General features: G+C 44.2%; 18 protein-coding genes. 5 read left to right on the top strand and 13 right to left on the bottom strand.

Annotated features, from left to right (window positions below):
- Nucleotides 1-3: 3 nt before the first annotated feature.
- A complete protein-coding gene (locus PAEAM_RS00180; protein WP_100526198.1) occupies nucleotides 4-582 on the bottom strand; it encodes a TetR/AcrR family transcriptional regulator in 579 nt (192 codons plus the stop codon).
- Nucleotides 583-871: 289 nt separating this feature from the next.
- On the opposite strand from PAEAM_RS00180, the gene PAEAM_RS00175 reads away from it, so the two are divergent.
- Complete coding sequence (locus tag PAEAM_RS00175) at nucleotides 872-1,795, top strand: AraC family transcriptional regulator (protein ID WP_100526197.1); 924 nt, start codon at nucleotides 872-874, stop codon at nucleotides 1,793-1,795.
- Nucleotides 1,796-1,928: 133 nt separating this feature from the next.
- Here the strand turns inward: PAEAM_RS00175 and PAEAM_RS00170 are convergent, their stop codons facing one another.
- From PAEAM_RS00170 to PAEAM_RS00150, 5 genes are all read right to left on the bottom strand, one after another.
- The gene (locus PAEAM_RS00170; protein ID WP_100526196.1) at nucleotides 1,929-2,951 is read right to left on the bottom strand and encodes an NADH:flavin oxidoreductase/NADH oxidase; all 1,023 of its coding nucleotides are present in this window, start codon (nucleotides 2,949-2,951) and stop codon (nucleotides 1,929-1,931) included.
- 121 nt (nucleotides 2,952-3,072) lie between these two features.
- Nucleotides 3,073-3,417: a rhodanese-like domain-containing protein gene (locus PAEAM_RS00165; RefSeq protein ID WP_100526195.1), complete on the bottom strand. Its 345-nt coding sequence runs from the start codon at nucleotides 3,415-3,417 to the stop codon at nucleotides 3,073-3,075.
- Nucleotides 3,418-3,468: 51 nt separating this feature from the next.
- Entirely contained in the window at nucleotides 3,469-4,113 is a 645-nt protein-coding gene (locus PAEAM_RS00160) for an SDR family oxidoreductase (RefSeq protein WP_100526194.1), read from the bottom strand.
- A gap of 137 nt (nucleotides 4,114-4,250) precedes the next feature.
- A complete protein-coding gene (locus PAEAM_RS00155) occupies nucleotides 4,251-4,676 on the bottom strand; it encodes a MarR family winged helix-turn-helix transcriptional regulator (RefSeq protein WP_017688556.1) in 426 nt (141 codons plus the stop codon).
- Between the two features lie 186 nt (nucleotides 4,677-4,862).
- Nucleotides 4,863-5,891, bottom strand: a complete 1,029-nt coding sequence (locus PAEAM_RS00150; protein WP_100526193.1) for an ABC transporter substrate-binding protein — start codon at nucleotides 5,889-5,891, stop codon at nucleotides 4,863-4,865.
- 210 nt (nucleotides 5,892-6,101) lie between these two features.
- Here PAEAM_RS00150 and PAEAM_RS00145 point away from each other — a divergent pair, with 210 nt between their 5' ends.
- Complete coding sequence (locus PAEAM_RS00145; RefSeq protein ID WP_036608062.1) at nucleotides 6,102-6,914, top strand: undecaprenyl-diphosphate phosphatase; 813 nt, start codon at nucleotides 6,102-6,104, stop codon at nucleotides 6,912-6,914.
- A gap of 87 nt (nucleotides 6,915-7,001) precedes the next feature.
- Here the strand turns inward: PAEAM_RS00145 and PAEAM_RS00140 are convergent, their stop codons facing one another.
- Together PAEAM_RS00140 and PAEAM_RS00135 are read right to left on the bottom strand one after the other, a co-directional pair.
- On the bottom strand, nucleotides 7,002-8,180 hold the full coding sequence (locus PAEAM_RS00140) for an MFS transporter (protein ID WP_100526192.1): 1,179 nt from the start codon (nucleotides 8,178-8,180) through the stop codon (nucleotides 7,002-7,004).
- A 144-nt stretch (nucleotides 8,181-8,324) separates the two neighbouring features.
- Nucleotides 8,325-9,182 carry an arginase family protein gene (locus PAEAM_RS00135; protein WP_100526191.1) on the bottom strand — a complete coding sequence of 286 codons (858 nt, stop codon included), beginning with the start codon at nucleotides 9,180-9,182 and terminating at the stop codon, nucleotides 8,325-8,327.
- A 105-nt stretch (nucleotides 9,183-9,287) separates the two neighbouring features.
- On the opposite strand from PAEAM_RS00135, the gene PAEAM_RS00130 reads away from it, so the two are divergent.
- The gene (locus PAEAM_RS00130; RefSeq protein WP_036608870.1) at nucleotides 9,288-9,653 is read left to right on the top strand and encodes a winged helix-turn-helix transcriptional regulator; all 366 of its coding nucleotides are present in this window, start codon (nucleotides 9,288-9,290) and stop codon (nucleotides 9,651-9,653) included.
- Between the two features lie 141 nt (nucleotides 9,654-9,794).
- On the opposite strand, the gene PAEAM_RS00125 is transcribed toward PAEAM_RS00130, so the two are convergent.
- Nucleotides 9,795-10,265: a GNAT family N-acetyltransferase gene (locus PAEAM_RS00125; protein WP_100526190.1), complete on the bottom strand. Its 471-nt coding sequence runs from the start codon at nucleotides 10,263-10,265 to the stop codon at nucleotides 9,795-9,797.
- Nucleotides 10,266-10,470: 205 nt separating this feature from the next.
- Between PAEAM_RS00125 and PAEAM_RS00120 the strand changes: the two genes are divergently transcribed.
- On the top strand, nucleotides 10,471-11,136 hold the full coding sequence (locus tag PAEAM_RS00120) for an MBL fold metallo-hydrolase (protein WP_100526189.1): 666 nt from the start codon (nucleotides 10,471-10,473) through the stop codon (nucleotides 11,134-11,136).
- Between the two features lie 151 nt (nucleotides 11,137-11,287).
- On the opposite strand, the gene PAEAM_RS00115 is transcribed toward PAEAM_RS00120, so the two are convergent.
- A complete protein-coding gene (locus PAEAM_RS00115) occupies nucleotides 11,288-11,911 on the bottom strand; it encodes a hypothetical protein (protein ID WP_100526188.1) in 624 nt (207 codons plus the stop codon).
- A 224-nt stretch (nucleotides 11,912-12,135) separates the two neighbouring features.
- Here PAEAM_RS00115 and metE point away from each other — a divergent pair, with 224 nt between their 5' ends.
- Nucleotides 12,136-14,430 carry a 5-methyltetrahydropteroyltriglutamate--homocysteine S-methyltransferase gene (metE, locus tag PAEAM_RS00110; protein ID WP_100526187.1) on the top strand — a complete coding sequence of 765 codons (2,295 nt, stop codon included), beginning with the start codon at nucleotides 12,136-12,138 and terminating at the stop codon, nucleotides 14,428-14,430.
- A gap of 174 nt (nucleotides 14,431-14,604) precedes the next feature.
- On the opposite strand, the gene PAEAM_RS00105 is transcribed toward metE, so the two are convergent.
- Genes PAEAM_RS00105 through PAEAM_RS00095 form a run of 3 tightly spaced genes read right to left on the bottom strand, consistent with a single transcriptional unit; the run spans nucleotide 14,605 to nucleotide 16,686 of the window.
- Nucleotides 14,605-15,156, bottom strand: a complete 552-nt coding sequence (locus PAEAM_RS00105; protein ID WP_243391226.1) for a TlpA family protein disulfide reductase — start codon at nucleotides 15,154-15,156, stop codon at nucleotides 14,605-14,607.
- A 2-nt stretch (nucleotides 15,157-15,158) separates the two neighbouring features.
- Nucleotides 15,159-15,872 (bottom strand): ABC transporter ATP-binding protein, encoded by a 714-nt coding sequence (locus PAEAM_RS00100; RefSeq protein WP_036608081.1) that lies wholly within the window; start codon nucleotides 15,870-15,872, stop codon nucleotides 15,159-15,161.
- Nucleotides 15,865-16,686: an ABC transporter permease gene (locus PAEAM_RS00095; protein ID WP_036608083.1), complete on the bottom strand. Its 822-nt coding sequence runs from the start codon at nucleotides 16,684-16,686 to the stop codon at nucleotides 15,865-15,867. The genes PAEAM_RS00100 and PAEAM_RS00095 overlap by 8 nt, the downstream gene beginning before the upstream one ends.
- Nucleotides 16,687-16,714 lie beyond the last annotated feature (28 nt).

Here is a 16,714-nt window from a genome sequence, read left to right as displayed (position 1 = left end):
TCATCATTTTTCCAAAAGTTTCATCGTTACATGGATAATCCGGTTTAATTTTTCCTTATCCGTCGAGGTTCTTGCCATGGCTCTGATGCCGACAGAAATATTGTGCAGGTACTCTGCCATTTCCTTCGCATCATGATCAGAAGAGAATTCTCCCTCCCGCTGCCCCCATTGAATAATCTGCTCGAACATTCGCTCAGCTTCGTTAAACGATTCAAGAGATCGGTTGTCCACTTCCTGATCACGTGTGCCTAGCTCCACGGCGGAGTTCACGATCAAGCATCCCGATGGCGTATCCTCTACTGCACTGATCATAACATCGAAAATTTTATGCAGTGCTTCCACTGCCGTCTTGGATGCCTTGATTTCTGCGAGTAATGTGGCGCTGATCTTGCCACTATAACGATCCATAGCCTTCAAAAACAGCGTATGTTTATCGTCGAACGTATCATATATACTTCTGCGATGAATGCCCATATGCTCAACCAGATCACTCATCGACGTTTTCTCGTAACCTTGTTCCCAGAAGATTTTCATTGCTTTATCCAATACTTCATTCACTTCAAACTCTTTACTTCTAGCCATTCAACTTCCCTCCCAAAATCAATCTAACACATCGGGAACGATCAGTAAATAAAAGATGCAGATACCCTTTTCATTCTCATCTTATCATGTATTAGCTGAACCGTAAGTGTATATCTTCTGTACTTGTTGTATATCATGACCTGTGTACTTGTGATTATGTAACCAGCAATCAGCATGTCTTATCCATTCACATCAAATGTTTGCCTATTCCTATCCGTTTTCTACCGCCTTCGGTCAATATACGATAGAATGTGATTATTATGTTGTGAGGAAAAAAGGAGAACTTTGCATGTCTGATCAAATACATGAACAACAGAACGAATTAGCCACACTCATTGATCGTTATTCTGACAAGGATGGGGTACATCCTACGGCAATCCCTTCATTATTTCTAATCCGTGAATCGGTCGTTACTGAACCTATATTTAGAGTGAATGAACCATCCTTTTGCATTATCGTTCAGGGTGAAAAAGAGGTCCTGCTGGGACAGGATCGTTTCCGGTATGGTCCGGGAAGTTATATCGTGGCAACCGTTGACTTGCCGGTTAGTGGACAAGTAATTCAAGCCTCGTCTGAGGCTCCCTATCTGGCCCTGAAACTTGAATTCACATCCAGTGAGATTCTGGAGGTATTGAACCATTCCGATTTCCCAGCAAGACCGCGGAAAACAACGAGACGTGCCATGTTTGTCAGCCAAGCTGAGCCGTCTCTGCTGGATGCAGTCTTCAGGTTAGCCCGTTTGTTGGAGGATCATTCAGAAGATATCCCGCTGCTCGCTCCTTTGTTCAAAAAGGAAATTCTCTATAAAGTTCTGAAAGGCCCACATGGGAATGCCCTGGAACAAGCTACCATGGAGGGCAGCCATACCTATCGAATCAGAGACGTTATTGAATATATTATGAATCATTCTGAGCGGAATTTTCGGGTTGAGGAATTGGCGGATTTGGCAAATATGAGTACTGCCTCGCTACACAGACACTTTAAAGAAGTGACTGCCATGAGTCCGATTCAGTTTCAAAAACAATTGAGGCTGCAAGAAGCGCGCCGCTTGTTATTATCCAAGTCCACCGATGCAGCAGATGTAGCATTTCAGGTAGGTTATGAGAGCCCTTCCCAATTCAGTCGTGAATATTCTCGCATGTTCGGATTCCCACCCAGAGAAGATATTAAACGCCTGCGAAGTAAAACCGATGAGACCAGTACCATCTCTTGACTGGTTACTGGCTAATATCGTTCCTTTACCTTGTATAGTTTAACCTCAAAAAGGACTCCTTCTGTTTTATTAGAGGAGTCCTTTCTTATTTCTGTATTAATGAAGATCATTTAATCCTTAAATTATTAATACATTAAAAACCATTCGTATATTGTTTTGGAACGTCCGTTGTCTTGCGCAAAGCAGACGCAGCTTCCAAGGCCCAGTAAGGATTTCTTAACAGCCCTCTTCCGACCGCAACGAGATCGGCTTCTTCATTTCCGATGACTGCATTTGCCAATTTCGGGTCGTCCAGCCTTCCAACAGCAATCACAGGCACATCAAGAGCTTCTTTGATTGCTTTAGCGAGAGGTACTTGATAAGCTGCGTGAGTTCCTGGTCTGCCCGATGCACCAATAGGTCCCTCGCCACCAGATGAGATGTCAAATACGTCAACACCTGCCTCTTTATAAGCCTTGGCAAACTCGGAACTTTCGTTAATGCCATAGCCACCTTCGACGTATTCTTTGGCTGAAATACGCATCATCAAGGGCATATCCTCGGGCATCTCTGCCTTTGCAGCCTGAATGATCTCCCGTCCAAATAACGTTAAATCTTGACCATATTCGTCTTCTCGCTTGTTTGTTAGTGGAGAATGGAACTGATGAATCAGATATCCATGTGCGCCATGAAGCTCAATCGCATCAAAACCAGCTTTCACAGCACGAGCTACAGCACTCCGGAATTTCTCAACCATTCCTTTAACTTCATCCGTTGTGAGCGCTCTAGGTTGCTTGGAATTCTCATCAAAGGCGATCGCGGATGGAGCAACTGGAACTTCGGCATCTTCTGCTTTGCGGCCCGCATGAGCAATCTGAATGCCAACCTTGGCCCCATAACTGTGACACGCATCTACGATCCGCTTCAGAGCTGGGATCTGTTCATCTGACCATAACCCAAGATCATAATCTGAGATCCGGCCATCCGGTTCCACATCTGTCATTTCAATGATAATGAGACCTGCTCCTCCTACAGCACGACTAACGTAATGCATATAATGCCAATCGGTTGCAATACCATCTTTTTGCTCAACTGAATATTGGCACATTGGAGCCATTACGACACGGTTTTTAAGCTCTAGGCTTTTAAAAGAATATGGACTAAACAAATCTGTCATCAAAATAAAACTCCCCTTTTCATGAATCATGAATAATAAAAATGCATGCGCAAGCATCGAATCAATACCTACAATTAATAACTCCGTATGATTTGGAACTCGCATGTATCTTTTAGTTCATTTACTTCATCACATAAACACATTCAAATCCATGCTTTCGCAAAATACGAACAGCCTTTTTGGATTGAAGCATACCAGGTGACATTATAATTACGTTATCTTCTCGAAGAAGGTATTTTTCCCATGTGAAAGCAAGGCGCCCCAATGAGATGTTAATCGTATCCGGAGTAGGATTAACCATATAATCCGTCGCATCTCGAATATCGATCACTTTATACTGCCGAAAATCACGCTCTTGTCTGAGAAATACTTGATAATCTATATATTCAAGATTGCGCACTGGCCAAAATTGACGTACAACGATGAAGATACCTAATATGAAGGTCAAAAGCATCAACATAATCATTGTATAGCCCTCTCTTAACTCATCTGATATCGTCGGAAATTTTGTTTTGGATCAGAGCCCACTCAATACCTCAGATATTGTATCCTCACCAGCGATTAGATCAAATGAACGCTTGTAGGTATTCTTCTCACTCAAACTGGCCAAAATCACATGAGCTACATCTTCACGAGCAATGTTACCGGTTGTGATATTCTCAGCAGCAGTAACTTTACCTGTTCCCGGTTCATTCATTAGAATCCCTGGACGTATAATGGTATATGTTAATCCACTGATCTCTAACAATCTATCAGCATAGTGTTTCGCTGCATAATATGGAAGGATGTTATCATGCCAGTTCTCACGATTATTGGCTTGGATCGCACTCACCATGATAAATCGATCAATACCCGCTTTTTGAGCCGCTTCAATGGTTTTCCCGGCACCATCCAGATCAATCAGGAGTGTTTTATCATATCCCGTTGTACCGCCAGAACCAGCCGCAAATACAATGGCATCACAACCCGTTGCAGCAGCTACAAGTGAGTCAACCGTACCTTCCAAGTCGGCAAGCACCGTTTCCACACCCTGTGCTGCAAATGAATCTACCTGTTCTTGTTTTCGTACCATGGCAAGAACGGTGTGTTCTTCACTATTCTTCAAAAGATGAATAAGTTGTTGACCAATCTGTCCATTTGATCCTACAACGAAGACCTTCATGTTCAATACCTCCTTTATACAAAATCACCGCACCCATATTAAATTCATGCGCATGCATTTAATTTAACGGATATATTAATGAGTGTCAAGTCTTCTTATAGGGTAAATGACTACATTACCCTATATTTCCCCTAGCCTTAGAACAATTCTTTAGTGAGGTTCTCTAATCGAGTCTCAAATCCATCCTGTTCCAATTCAGTTTGCAAGACCTGATTAAACGTTTGAAGTGCTTTCTTGTATTTATTCTCTCCAAGCTCCGTAATTCGAGTGTAAATGCCACGCCGGTCATCTTCACATGCATGTCTTTCCAGAGCCCCACAGTCTTTGGCTTCCATCCTAACGACGAGCCTGGAAGTAGCACTTTGGCTCAACCCTACTAGTTCTTGAAGTTGCTGTAGGCGTAATTCCTTACCCTCCGCATTATATATGAAGTTTAATACATAAAATTCCTTCAAAGATAAGTCATATTGTTGAAGCAGAGCTTGTTCCAGCTTCTCGTTCAGATGGGTATGAATGTTAGAGAAAGCCAACCAAACATTCAAACGTTCACTCTTTTGCTGCAATCTAGATCACCCCACTTGATATTTAATGTTCATCAGCTGTTATCCTATTGTATCAAGCTTAATTACATTGGTCAAAACCCATCCAAGTTCGACGTATATAACATTCTAAGCTCATAAGAAGAGCATTTCCCCGTCTTGTAACGACATTTGGAAATGCTCCAGTATTACCATTTATGCAGTCTAATCTTACTTCGCGGTAAGCAGGCTATCGGAAATAAATTGAAGCTGACCTTCCAACGTTAACGGATCGTTGTACGAGTCTGAAGTCGGATCAAGCTGGAACACATGATTTGCCTTCACCGCAGGCAAGTTCTTCCATAATGTATTGTCATATACGATCTTGGGATCGGTTGTATCTCCCGACCACGGGCTGGTGAAGATGATATCCCCCGCATACTCCGGTAATAGTTCCATGGAGATTGAAGCCCATCCAGTTCCGCTGTCAATCGCTTCAGCTTGGGCCTTGGCTGGCGCCTTGAGATCAAACTCCCCGTAAATAATTTCACCACCTCGACCATAGTTATGACCGAATACAAATAATCCTTTGGCGTATGGATTCAGTATGGAAACGGTACGATCGCCTACAGCTTCCTGAACCTTGGGCTTCAGTTCGTCGATCTTCGCTTCCCATTTAGCATTCCAAGCTTTCGCTGCGTCTTCTCTATTGGTGAGCTTACCCATTTCAAGCATTAGATCCTTGAAATTGCGCTTACCATATGCAATCTGTACAACAGGCGCAATCTGCTCCAGCTTGTCGATGCCCTCTGTTCCAGTGTACACGATAAATAAGTCAGGTTTTAAACTGATTAGTTTCTCTGGTGTAGGCTCTTGACCCAGATCACTGGTGCCCGCTGCTGCAAGTTGATCCTTGATATATTTGTTGTTCATCGCTCCTGATAAAGCGCCGACTACCGGTGCATCCAAGGCAACAAAGTAGCCTGTCGAAAATGATGTCAAATCAATAATACGCTTAGGATTCTTCGGTACCTGTACTTCGCCTGCATCCGATTGATATGTAACAAGTTCCTCTTCGGCAGTTGCCGTTGATTCAGCGGAAGAAGCTGAATCCGAGTCCGTCTTGGTTTCTGTCTCCGTAGCCACATTCGTGCTGTCCCCGTTTGTACTATTGGTCGTAGCAGACTGACCACATGCACTAAGTACAATCAGCAAGATAAGTGCCATCATGATCCATATTGATTTTATCTGTTTACGCAAAATAAACCCACCTTTTCGTTGATATTGATAATCGTTATCAACGATATCATGCTATGCAGGATTTGACAAGCTATGTTTACTTCACCCCCTCTATGAACTCTAACTTGCAAGTCACCAAGTTAAACAGCTATCATCAATAGAGTAAACCATTCACTTTTTTTAAAAAAGAGAGTTTTGAAAAGCCAATGAAACGTAATCAAGGAGGACAACATGGAAGAGATTATATTGTGGTTAAAGTATTTGTTTTTAGGTATTGTTCAAGGTGCGACGGAGCCAATCCCCGTCTCCTCAAGCGGTCATCTGATCATCGCCCAGAAACTTATGGGCATCAAGCAGAATGGATTGTCATTTGAGATTTTAACAAACACAGCATCACTTATCGCTATTATTTTTATTTTCCGGGAAGATATTAAAAAGTTGATTATTGGTGCATTAGGTTACCTGCGTACTCGTAAAGAAGAATATCGAGCAGACTTCATGTTTTGCTTATACATAATTATTGGTACGATCCCTGCTGCTGTCGTTGCAGTCCTGTTCAAGGACCGGATTGAAGAAATCTTCTCATCCGTATATACCGTTTCCATCGCGCTATTAATCACCGGGGTTGCCTTGTGGCTTATTCGTAATCTTCGTGGTCGCAAGCAAGACGGTGATCTGTCTACGAAAGATGCATTGTTGGTAGGTCTGGCTCAGGCGGTCGCTCTTATTCCGGGGATTAGCCGCTCAGGGGCAACTGTAATTGCGTCCATCGCTGTTGGCATGAAACAGGAAACAGCTTTGAAGTTCTCCTTTATGCTGTACATTCCCATCAGTATTGGCGGACTTATCATGGGGGTATCCGACATTGCCAATGATCCGAATCGATCACAACTGGCTATCCCTTATCTGATCGCATTCATCACGACACTCTTTGTCACGTATTTCTCCATGAGATGGTTTATGGGCATTATGGCCAAAGGCAATCTGAAATACTTTTCGTATTACTGTTTTGCTGCAGGAACATTGTTACTGATCTTCTTATAAAAAATAGTCCACACACCAAAAGGAACAACCAGCGATGGTTGTTCCTTTGTTGTATAGTGGCAGAACCTTAATGACCTATAGCAAGAGCTAGACGGTCAGACGCGTAGCCTTGTTGATTCTGTTAACCAGCTCTGTTGCCGTGTACATGACACTGAACAGAATCAGCAGGATCAGGGGTACCATTGACATTCCCCATTGGCTGGCTATAAGTCCCATACCTAACGGGATGAGTGTTGAACCTGTATAGGCACTGGCCATTTCAAGTCCAATTACACTTGGGGATGCCTTCTCACCGAAGCGTTCCGGTGTCGCATGAACAATACTCGGATAGATCGGTGCTCCGCCCAATCCCACGATGAATAATGCACCTGCGGCAATCCAATACGGAATCGGCATAACCAGGATAACCAGCCCGAAGCATCCAACGATTCCACCATACCTGATGAGAATTTTGCTGGATACATGAGTGGAAAGAAAACCTGAGATCACACGTCCCAAGATGATGCCAATAAAAAATAGGGAGGATAGTGCTGCGGCAGTACCTGGGGAAACTCCTTTGCTTCCGATGAAGAATGAAGCCATCCACAGACCGGCTGCAGTTTCGGAACCGTTGTAACAGAGCATCGCAAGCATCGACATTTTCACGCCGGGGATACGTAAGGCCTCACGGTTGCTTACGCGTTTCTTCTCATCACCTGAACCCTCTACTCTTCCCTTCTCAAAAATCTTCCATAGAGACAAAGTTGATAATAAGACCACCACGATCCCAAGCAAAATCAACCCCACAGTAACGTATCCTGCACGCCAGTTGTTTGCTTGATTCAGCCAATATGCCATAACGAGTGGGCCTGTCACTGCGCCAATTCCCCAGAAACAATGCAACCAGTTCATATGCTTGGCCTTGAAATGCAATGCTACATAATTACTTAGTGCCGCATCCACCGAACCTGCACCTAAGCCGAGAGGGATCGCCAGAATCAGTAAAAACACAAAATTCTCAGAAAATGAGAATCCCAACAGCGCGATCGTTGTTGAGAGGATACTGAATAACGTGACTTTACCCGTTCCGAACCGGTGTAACAATCGGCTGGCGGACAGACTGGACACTACTGTACTAAATGAAATGATTAGCGATATGTAACCAGCCATTTCTGTTGTCGCATGTATATCGTTTTTCATAACGGACCAGGCACTACCAAGTAAAGCATCAGGTAATCCCAGCCCTATAAATGCGAGATAAATAATGATTAACAATAACGTGACCATCTGGGTGTCTCTCCTCAGTTTGTTTAATTTCTGATTCTCGTCGAACCACCCATATAATAATATTGATATTTTTATCTGTAATCTTCCTATATTTTGACTCCTTATATCAGTATTCTGATATATTCTGGTGACTTATTACCTATATCACTGGTTCAGGATAGGTATTTCTCCAAGCAAATTCTTCAAGTTAATGGCATCCCACGGCATATGCTCAGTTATTCCTAATCCAACTACATCTGTTTCTTCAGACAGTTCTTTGATCAGATGAAGCAAGTGAGGTAATTGCATGGTTCCCGCTGGTGAAAACTCATAAGGTTCTCCTGGCTTGGCGAATAACAATGAACGGAACATGTTGGGATCAAGCACATCCAGATCAAGATGAATTGCCAGGTGTTTGAACCCAGTCTCTTTAATCCACTTCTTAATCGAATCCATGCCATGGGTTAATTCTTCAGTTCCAGCCGTTCGGATACCCAATCTTTGAATTACTTCGGTTTCCTGTTCCGTGGGGGTTGTCAACCCGGCCATGAAGACATGTTCGGGCTTCAAGGGGACACTCACATGTTTAGCAAACTCCGGATCGCCTTCCCCAAGAAGGTTCCCAAGCGGTAAAGTATGACCGTTGTCATAGCCCTCGTATCTAACCAGATCACCATGTGCATCAATCCATATCAAACCAAGTTCTCCGCCATATCGTTCATTTAAATAAGCAAACGGGGCTTGTTCAACCAAACAGTCACCGCCAAACATGACAATGCGATCGGGCTGGTGAGCTTGAATAATATGCTGGGCAGCCTGCAATTGCTGAAGTAGCTGTGCTCTGCCTTTTATCCCGTTCTCGCTTACCAGAGATGTTCCATCATAAGCGTCAACAGGAACATGAATGAGAGGTTGATCATTGTCAGGTGCAAGCCATGCAAGCAGCTCCGCTCCAAAAGAGTAGTTAGGATTATCTCCACCTTGCCATTGTGGCATAAGCAGACGTATTGTTTTTTGAGTCATCGTAAATCTCCTTTACTTCAAAGTAAGGTTAGTATAAACTGAGCCCAAACAAATAAATAGTACGGTCTTTTATGATAGGTACTACCCGGAAGGATAGTGTAAATGATGAGTATGGCTGAATACCACGGTAAAGTTAAAAACATTCAAGATACCCCTTTTGGATATACGTTGTCTGTCATTGGTGGTAAATGGAAAATGGTGATTTTGTATCTTCTGGCAGAAAACCCACCTGTCCGTTTCAATGAACTAAAAAGACAGATCGGCGCTATCACGTATAAAACGCTGAGTTCACAGCTCAAAGAATTAGAAGCAGATGGTATGGTCGAACGGAAAGAGTATCCCCAAGTCCCTCCTAAAGTCGAGTACCGTCTGACAGCCAAAGCTGAAACGTTATTGCCCGTTTTGGAAGGACTATGCGAATGGGGTGTCCAACATCAAGAACCTTCGATCAATAATAGCGCAACGGATTGAACGCTTTTGTCTATATTTTCAGATGAGATAATTGGAGTAAATTCAGTATGTTAAAATGCAAAAAGTCGCCAATAGGCGACTTTTTTACTTTTATCTTGTGTTCCTCTGTACGTTCAGCAAAAAAAGCTGTGATTCGTAGAATTATACTTTTTCGTGTACCAGATCTTTCTGATAGGCCAACACTCTGTCCCAATTGCCACTGAAAACAGGAATTCGATAATACCCTACACGCTCATACAGCGCTACAGCTTCTGGTTGCAATGGACCTGTTTGCAGTTTCAGATTGGTATAACCAAGTTCGTTCGCAAGACGCTCTGCCTCGGCCAATATAGCCTGGGCAATCCCCTTACGGCGGTAACCATTGCGTGTATACATGCGTTTAACTTCTACAGATGTTTCATCAAGGGGTCTAAGTGCTCCGCAACCAACCGGATACCCGTCGATCCTGGCAACGATAAAAGCCGCACGGGGCACCTCAACGTCTGACAGTTGAAATCCTGCAGTTCCATCACCACCATATAACAAACCGAGTTCTTCACTCAGTTCCTTGATCAATAGTAGCGAATCCTCGCTACGAATATCTTCAGCTGCTGCATGCACGATATGTGTCATCCCACATACCCCCTTTATCTTATTGGACTTATTGGTTTAAATGATATATCTAAATTATCATTCCCAACACCAAGCGTCAATTCCCCCATTCATTGAATATTTCTATAAGCAACCGAACGTATCTTTTTGCAGTCTTTATTCGTTTACATAAGAAATATAACGAGCAACGATGTATATGAAATTCAACTCTCGGAGGTCTGATATTATGGAAATTTCAAAGGGAATAACGATGCTTCAGCTTGATTTTGAGGGGAATATAATTCACCCTGTGCTGATATGGGATGAAGAAATGGTTGTGTTAATTGATACCGGATTCCCTGGACAATATGACGATTTGTGTATCGCACTCGAAAAGATTGGTGTGCCGATCAGCCGACTTAAAGCAGTGATTTTGACACATCAGGATATGGACCATATCGGGTGTCTTCCCGAGATTTTGCAGGAGTGTGGCTCACAAGTCAAGATATATGCGCATGAGCTGGATAAACCATATATTGAGGGGCAGCTCCCTCTTCTCAAAGATGGTCACCTTGAACATCCTCCAATGGGAAAAGTAGATGAAACGGTTACTGATGGTCAGGAACTGCCGTTTTGCGGTGGAATTCGCGTTATTCATACACCTGGTCATACGCCAGGTCATATCAGTCTATATTTGATGGACAGCAAGACGCTCATCGCCGGAGATTCAATGTACAGTGTAGACGGCATGCTTGGAGGCATTCATGAACCTACTACGCTGGATACAGAGACAGCTCGATTCTCTTTGAAAAAGTATATCGAACTCGACATTACATCTGTGGTTTGTTATCACGGTGGACTAAGTCATAGGAATATAAATGAACAGATCTCAGAGCTATATAAAATGAACTAACGAATATTTACACTGGACACTCCGATGACAGAACAACCTTCCGATGTAGCTTTCTTGCAGAAAGCTTGTAGGCGAACGCTCGGCTTCTTCAGGTTCTTTCTTTCCTCTCCGTTTTGTGTAAATGTTTCGTTCAATTTATATAGTTAAGGGTTTATGGTTTGGCATACTGCAAAATGGCTGTTGCCGCATGAATTCGCAGCTCTTCTTCCTCACTGTGTAACGCTTCTCTCAGCACCTGGAGAGCTGTCTGAATCGTGGCTTCATCTACCCCTGTTGAGAGTGAGTTCGTTGCTTCGGCTGTTATGCTGACTGCAAGACCTCGATCCAGCTGTGCTTGTGATATGGGATACTCAAACTTCGCAAGGATGGCTGAATCATTTTGCAGTGCCTGCACTTTGTCATTCAGCTCCGCGAGAGGAATACGACCCAACCATGTAACTCCCCGACGGTGACAGATCAAGTCGTTTTCTGTACCAGCGGAATCGTCATAATAATAATCCCCGATATCCCCAACATACGTCCATTCATCATCGCTAATTAATACATAATCTCCATCCTGCATGAGGTTAGCAAACATATGTAGTGTCGCGAGTGTGCTCGCCAATTCTGCTTCATCCAAGGGATAGTGTTGAACCAACAGTTCCTTCCATAGTTCCCGGGGCGTTTGCTCCAGATCCCCTGTACCTGACCAAGCAATACCAATATAATTGTCTTCCAAAAAGGATGTTACTCTGTTGATTCCGTGCACGGTGGACTGGATATGATACAGATTCATGCATACCGCCTTCCTTTCAATCATTCGTATGAACATAGCTCACCATTGTAACATTAGTGGGGCCTATTTCAAACGTAATGATCTCTTCAAGTTCTATACTTCATGCTGAACATACCTTTGGATATAGCCTCAGGCTATAACTAGGTATAATTTAATGGAATTACATTATAACTCCGGATCTGTGATAAATTTTGTGTAACATAAAAGCAGAGGGGTTTTAAACGATGACAAAAAGTAGTGTATTGGGATATCCGCGTATTGGTGCTGATCGGGAATGGAAGAAAGCGTTGGAAGCGTTCTGGGCAGGCAAGCTGGAGGAATCAGAATTTCACGCACGTTTGCAGGAGATTCGTATCGATCATTTGCGCAAGCAACAAGCAAAAGGCATCGACATCATTCCGGTGAATGACTTTAGCTATTATGATCATATCCTGGATACAGCTGTGATGTTTGGCATTATTCCTAAACGTTTTGCTTATGATGGTGGTTCCGTTCCGTTGTCCGTATATTATGGCATTGCACGGGGAACGAAAGATGCCGCAGCAAGTGAAATGACAAAATGGTTCAACACGAACTATCACTACATTGTACCTGAACTGGACGGGGCTTCCCCAACTCTGACGGAGAACAAACCACTTCTCGCTTATCGTGAAGCAAAAGAAAAACTCGGCATTGAAGGCAAGCCGGTTATCGTTGGACCGTTAACCTTCCTGAAGCTATCCAAAGGCTATGATAAATCCGAGACAGACGCTTGGTTGGACCGCTTGCTTCCACTCTATACTCAATTGCTTCAGGAACTTGCAAGTGAAGGCGTTCAGTGGGTGCAGGTCGACGAACCTATTCTGGTAACCAAATTAAGCGATGAAGACGTACAGCGTCTGAATAAAATATATAAAACATTTGCCACAGCCGTTCCAGGCCTGAATATCATGCTGCAAACGTACTTTGAATCTGTTGAAAACTACAACGATATTGTTGCACTGCCAGTTCAAGGTGTAGGACTTGATTTTGTACACGGACTCTCTGGTAACACACATTCTATTCGGACATCCGGTTTCCCGGCAGACAAAGTGCTCGGAGCAGGTATTATTGATGGACGTGGGATCTGGAAAGCTTCCCTTCAGACAAAACTGAATTTGCTGAATGAACTAACTGAGTTCGTGACGCCTGAACGTATCATCGTGCAATCATCTTGCAGCCTGCTGCATGTGCCAGTTACGACAGACCGTGAGGCAAAACTTACATCTGAACTGAAAAATGCTCTTGCATTTGCAGATGAAAAGCTGGATGAGATTGTTCTTTTGACTACAGCCTTATCTTCATCAAGTGCAGAGATTACTGCCAAAATAGACGAAGCAGAGCTTCCTCTTCTGGCGCTTCAGCAATCCGAAGATCGGAACCGTACCGCTGTACAGAAAGCCGTTGCTTCCATCAGTGTTCAACAGCCGGAGCGCTCCCGTCCTTTTGCAGAGCGTCATGAAGCTCAACAGGCCAAATGGCAATTGCCACTCTTCCCGACAACAACGATTGGTAGTTTCCCTCAATCTGCTGAAGTCAGAAAAGCACGTCAGTTGTGGCGCAAGGGTGAGTTGAACAACGAACAGTATGCTGCCTTCATCCGGGAGCAGATTGATATCTGGATTAAGATTCAGGAAGAGATCGGAATTGACGTATTGGTACATGGTGAGTTTGAGCGTACCGACATGGTTGAATTCTTTGGCGAGAAGCTGGCCGGCTTTGCCTTTACACAGTTTGGATGGGTACAATCATATGGTTCACGTTGCGTGAAGCCACCTATTATCTTCGGTGATGTTGCATTTACGGGTGAAATGACTGTCGAAGAAACGAAATATGCTCAATCGCAGACAGAGCGTCCTGTCAAAGGCATGCTGACTGGCCCGATTACCATCATGAACTGGTCATTCGTACGCGAAGACATTGCTCGTGAGCAGATTGCCTATCAATTGGCGTATGCGTTGAGACAGGAAGTCGAAGCACTTGAACAGGCAGGCATTGGTATGATCCAGGTTGACGAGCCAGCTGTTCGTGAAGGGCTTCCGCTGAAAGAAAATGAACAAGCCGATTACCTGGCTTGGGCAGTCAAAGCGTTCCGTATCTCCACGTGCACGGTGCATGAAACGACTCAAATCCATACGCATATGTGCTATTGCGAATTCCATGACATGATTGATTCCATTGAAGCTATGGATGCGGATGTTATCTCCATTGAGACATCCCGTAGTCACGGTGAACTGATTCATAGTTTTGAAGAAAATACGTATGAGCTCGGTATCGGTCTTGGCGTATATGATATCCATAGCCCAAGAGTTCCGAGTGTGGATGAAATGAGCAGCATGATTGAACGTGCCCTGCGTGTTCTTGATCCGAAGCTGTTCTGGATTAACCCGGACTGCGGATTAAAAACCCGTGGACAGGAAGAAACGGTAGCTTCTCTGCGTAACATGGTTGATGCAACCAGAATCGCTCGTAACAATCACGCTTCAGCTGCTGTATTGTAATCGGCTGCGAAGCAGCATAACTTCAAAAGTAAAGCCGGACACCCCTTCGTTAAATGGGTGTCCGGCTTTTTATCTGGTTACTTTTTGTAGTTACTTTTAACGCAAATTCATTTCACTTGTAACATGGCGATCTCTGGCGTTCCTGCCCCTTTTCTCACCATCCAACGCTTACAACTAGATACTATCTTTCAGCCATTGCTGCAATGGTGTATCTTCGGTCAGTTCACCGAGCAATATATGACGGAACTCTCCGTCCTTATCAATAACCATCGTTGCTGGTAAACCTGTAATCCGATACATGCCTGATATGTTGCCTGTCACGTCAATGATCACCGGGAAATCAAATGCCTGCTTATCCATAAACTCACGAATCGTGCCCTTCGATTCCCCCACGTTAACAAACAGGGTTTCCACGTCATTCTGATAGTCCTGAGCAATCTGGTGAACGAGCGGCATCTCCCTTACACAAGGTGTGCACCATGAAGCCCAAAAGTTAATCATCACGGCTTTGCCCCGATAATCGGACAGTCTGACTTGTTCGCCTGCTGAATTAATCGCTGTGAACTCAGGGGCCACGGCACCAGCTTCAATGGCGTTACCTCGCTGAGATTCGGGTGTCGATACATTTTCGAAAATAGCCCATGTACCAACTAACAATGCGATCACACCAATCAAAATTGTAAGTGTACGTCTACTTTTAAAACTCTTCTTCTGCAATAAACTCACCTTCACTTTAAACCAAGACTTTGATGAAATGCTGCATGGAGCGAACCGAATTGATCACAAAAGTCGTGAGTAGAGCCCTCTCCAACATTACGTCCATGGTTCATGAATATCACCTGATCCGCAATATCGTCTGCGATCTCCAGCTGATGGGTCGAGAACACGACCATGTGGCCTTCCTGTTTGATGCCCTTGAGCAGCTGAGTTAATTCCTGCATCCAGAATGGGTCCAATCCATTCGTTGGCTCATCCATGATGAGAAGTGGAGGTTTCGACAGCACAGCCTGGGCGAATAACACACGTTGGCGCATGCCTTTGGAGAAGGTCGTAACCCGGTTTTTCTTTTGATCCTCCAAACCTACCATGGTCAGTACTTCCTGTACTCTCTCCTTGGGAACTTTCCTCAGAGAAGCCCAGAACAGAAGCATTTCCTCCGCACTCAGTCCTTGATTAAATTGATAATCGTCCGGCATATATCCAATCTGCTCTGAATAACGTTTGCGCTCCTTCAACCATCGTACATTGTTCACTGCAACCTCACCGGAGGTAGGCCGTAGAATTCCTGCGATCATACGCAGCACCGTGCTCTTTCCTGCACCATTCCCTCCACAGAGGGCAAGCACTTGGCCTGAAGTAATGCGAAAGGAGATATCCTCAACAATCGGTTGCTTTTTAATGGATTTGCACAATCCCATCACTTCGAGTCCCATCTTATCCATGAGAACGCCCCCTCTCCCAGATCGCATATACCGCCAGGACAGAGAAGGCAATCCAGAATAGGCATATCCCGATGAAGATCCAACTGCCACTTGGTTGTTGCACCCACTCCACCCATCGATAATATTCTGGTCCAAGAATGGAGCCGCCTCCCAGTTTGATGACTACAAACAATCGCACCAGCTCGGCCGGATTGATGAGCGTTAGTATAATCAGCAGCGGTTTCACCCATAGATAAGGCATCAGTCCCAGCACAGAGAGCAATAAGGTCGGCCATCCAATGACTGCAAAAAACCATACGGTCACGGATATGGTTAACGCCTGCCACCGATTGCGCGACAACGAACCGATAAATAGCGCCAACGTCAGGAATAACAACACCAGTCCACAAGAAAATGCCAGAAAGAGAAGATATGTCACGGCATCCAGTGGATTCCCGATTACTCCGCTAATAACCCCCATCAGGCCGTATCCAAACGCAACAATGGTAATTAAAACAATCGACAGCCCAAGATACTTGCCCACAATAAAAGACATCGTGCCAATGGGATACGTGGACAGCAGTTGCCAGCTACCGTCTTCCTTTTCGGATGTTAGTGAGAAGGAACCGAGGAACAGCGTCATTAATGGTAAGAGGTAAAGAATGAGATTCAACATCGAACCTGTTGTGCCCGAGTATCCTTCAACCAGATTCTGCGAATTCAGAAGTAACAAGCTTAAGCTAAATGTGCAAAAAAGGATCAGAAACGAATACGCCCAAGGATTGCGAAACCCCATTTTCACTTCTCGTCTTGCAATCTGTATCATATCTGACATCATTGATCACCATTTTCTATTGTCATAC

It is taken from the genome of Paenibacillus sp. GM1FR, assembly GCF_002803315.1.
GTDB lineage: Bacteria > Bacillota > Bacilli > Paenibacillales > Paenibacillaceae > Paenibacillus > Paenibacillus amylolyticus.
Note: the sequence above shows the minus strand (reverse complement) of the source record. Positions and strands in the feature narration are given on the sequence as shown.

What these genes read in the sequence shown, in the direction of transcription:
- PAEAM_RS00180 (WP_100526198.1), bottom strand. Translation starts at nt 582, where the DNA reads ATGGCTAGAAGTAAAGAGTTTGAAGTGAATGAAGTATTGGATAAAGCA.
- PAEAM_RS00175 (WP_100526197.1), top strand. Translation starts at nt 872, where the DNA reads ATGTCTGATCAAATACATGAACAACAGAACGAATTAGCCACACTCATT.
- PAEAM_RS00170 (WP_100526196.1), bottom strand. Translation starts at nt 2,951, where the DNA reads ATGACAGATTTGTTTAGTCCATATTCTTTTAAAAGCCTAGAGCTTAAA.
- PAEAM_RS00165 (WP_100526195.1), bottom strand. Translation starts at nt 3,417, where the DNA reads ATGATTATGTTGATGCTTTTGACCTTCATATTAGGTATCTTCATCGTT.
- PAEAM_RS00160 (WP_100526194.1), bottom strand. Translation starts at nt 4,113, where the DNA reads ATGAAGGTCTTCGTTGTAGGATCAAATGGACAGATTGGTCAACAACTT.
- PAEAM_RS00145 (WP_036608062.1), top strand. Translation starts at nt 6,102, where the DNA reads ATGGAAGAGATTATATTGTGGTTAAAGTATTTGTTTTTAGGTATTGTT.
- PAEAM_RS00140 (WP_100526192.1), bottom strand. Translation starts at nt 8,180, where the DNA reads ATGGTCACGTTATTGTTAATCATTATTTATCTCGCATTTATAGGGCTG.
- PAEAM_RS00135 (WP_100526191.1), bottom strand. Translation starts at nt 9,182, where the DNA reads ATGACTCAAAAAACAATACGTCTGCTTATGCCACAATGGCAAGGTGGA.
- PAEAM_RS00130 (WP_036608870.1), top strand. Translation starts at nt 9,288, where the DNA reads ATGAGTATGGCTGAATACCACGGTAAAGTTAAAAACATTCAAGATACC.
- PAEAM_RS00125 (WP_100526190.1), bottom strand. Translation starts at nt 10,265, where the DNA reads ATGACACATATCGTGCATGCAGCAGCTGAAGATATTCGTAGCGAGGAT.
- PAEAM_RS00120 (WP_100526189.1), top strand. Translation starts at nt 10,471, where the DNA reads ATGGAAATTTCAAAGGGAATAACGATGCTTCAGCTTGATTTTGAGGGG.
- PAEAM_RS00115 (WP_100526188.1), bottom strand. Translation starts at nt 11,911, where the DNA reads ATGAATCTGTATCATATCCAGTCCACCGTGCACGGAATCAACAGAGTA.
- metE (WP_100526187.1), top strand. Translation starts at nt 12,136, where the DNA reads ATGACAAAAAGTAGTGTATTGGGATATCCGCGTATTGGTGCTGATCGG.
- PAEAM_RS00100 (WP_036608081.1), bottom strand. Translation starts at nt 15,872, where the DNA reads ATGGATAAGATGGGACTCGAAGTGATGGGATTGTGCAAATCCATTAAA.
- PAEAM_RS00095 (WP_036608083.1), bottom strand. Translation starts at nt 16,686, where the DNA reads ATGTCAGATATGATACAGATTGCAAGACGAGAAGTGAAAATGGGGTTT.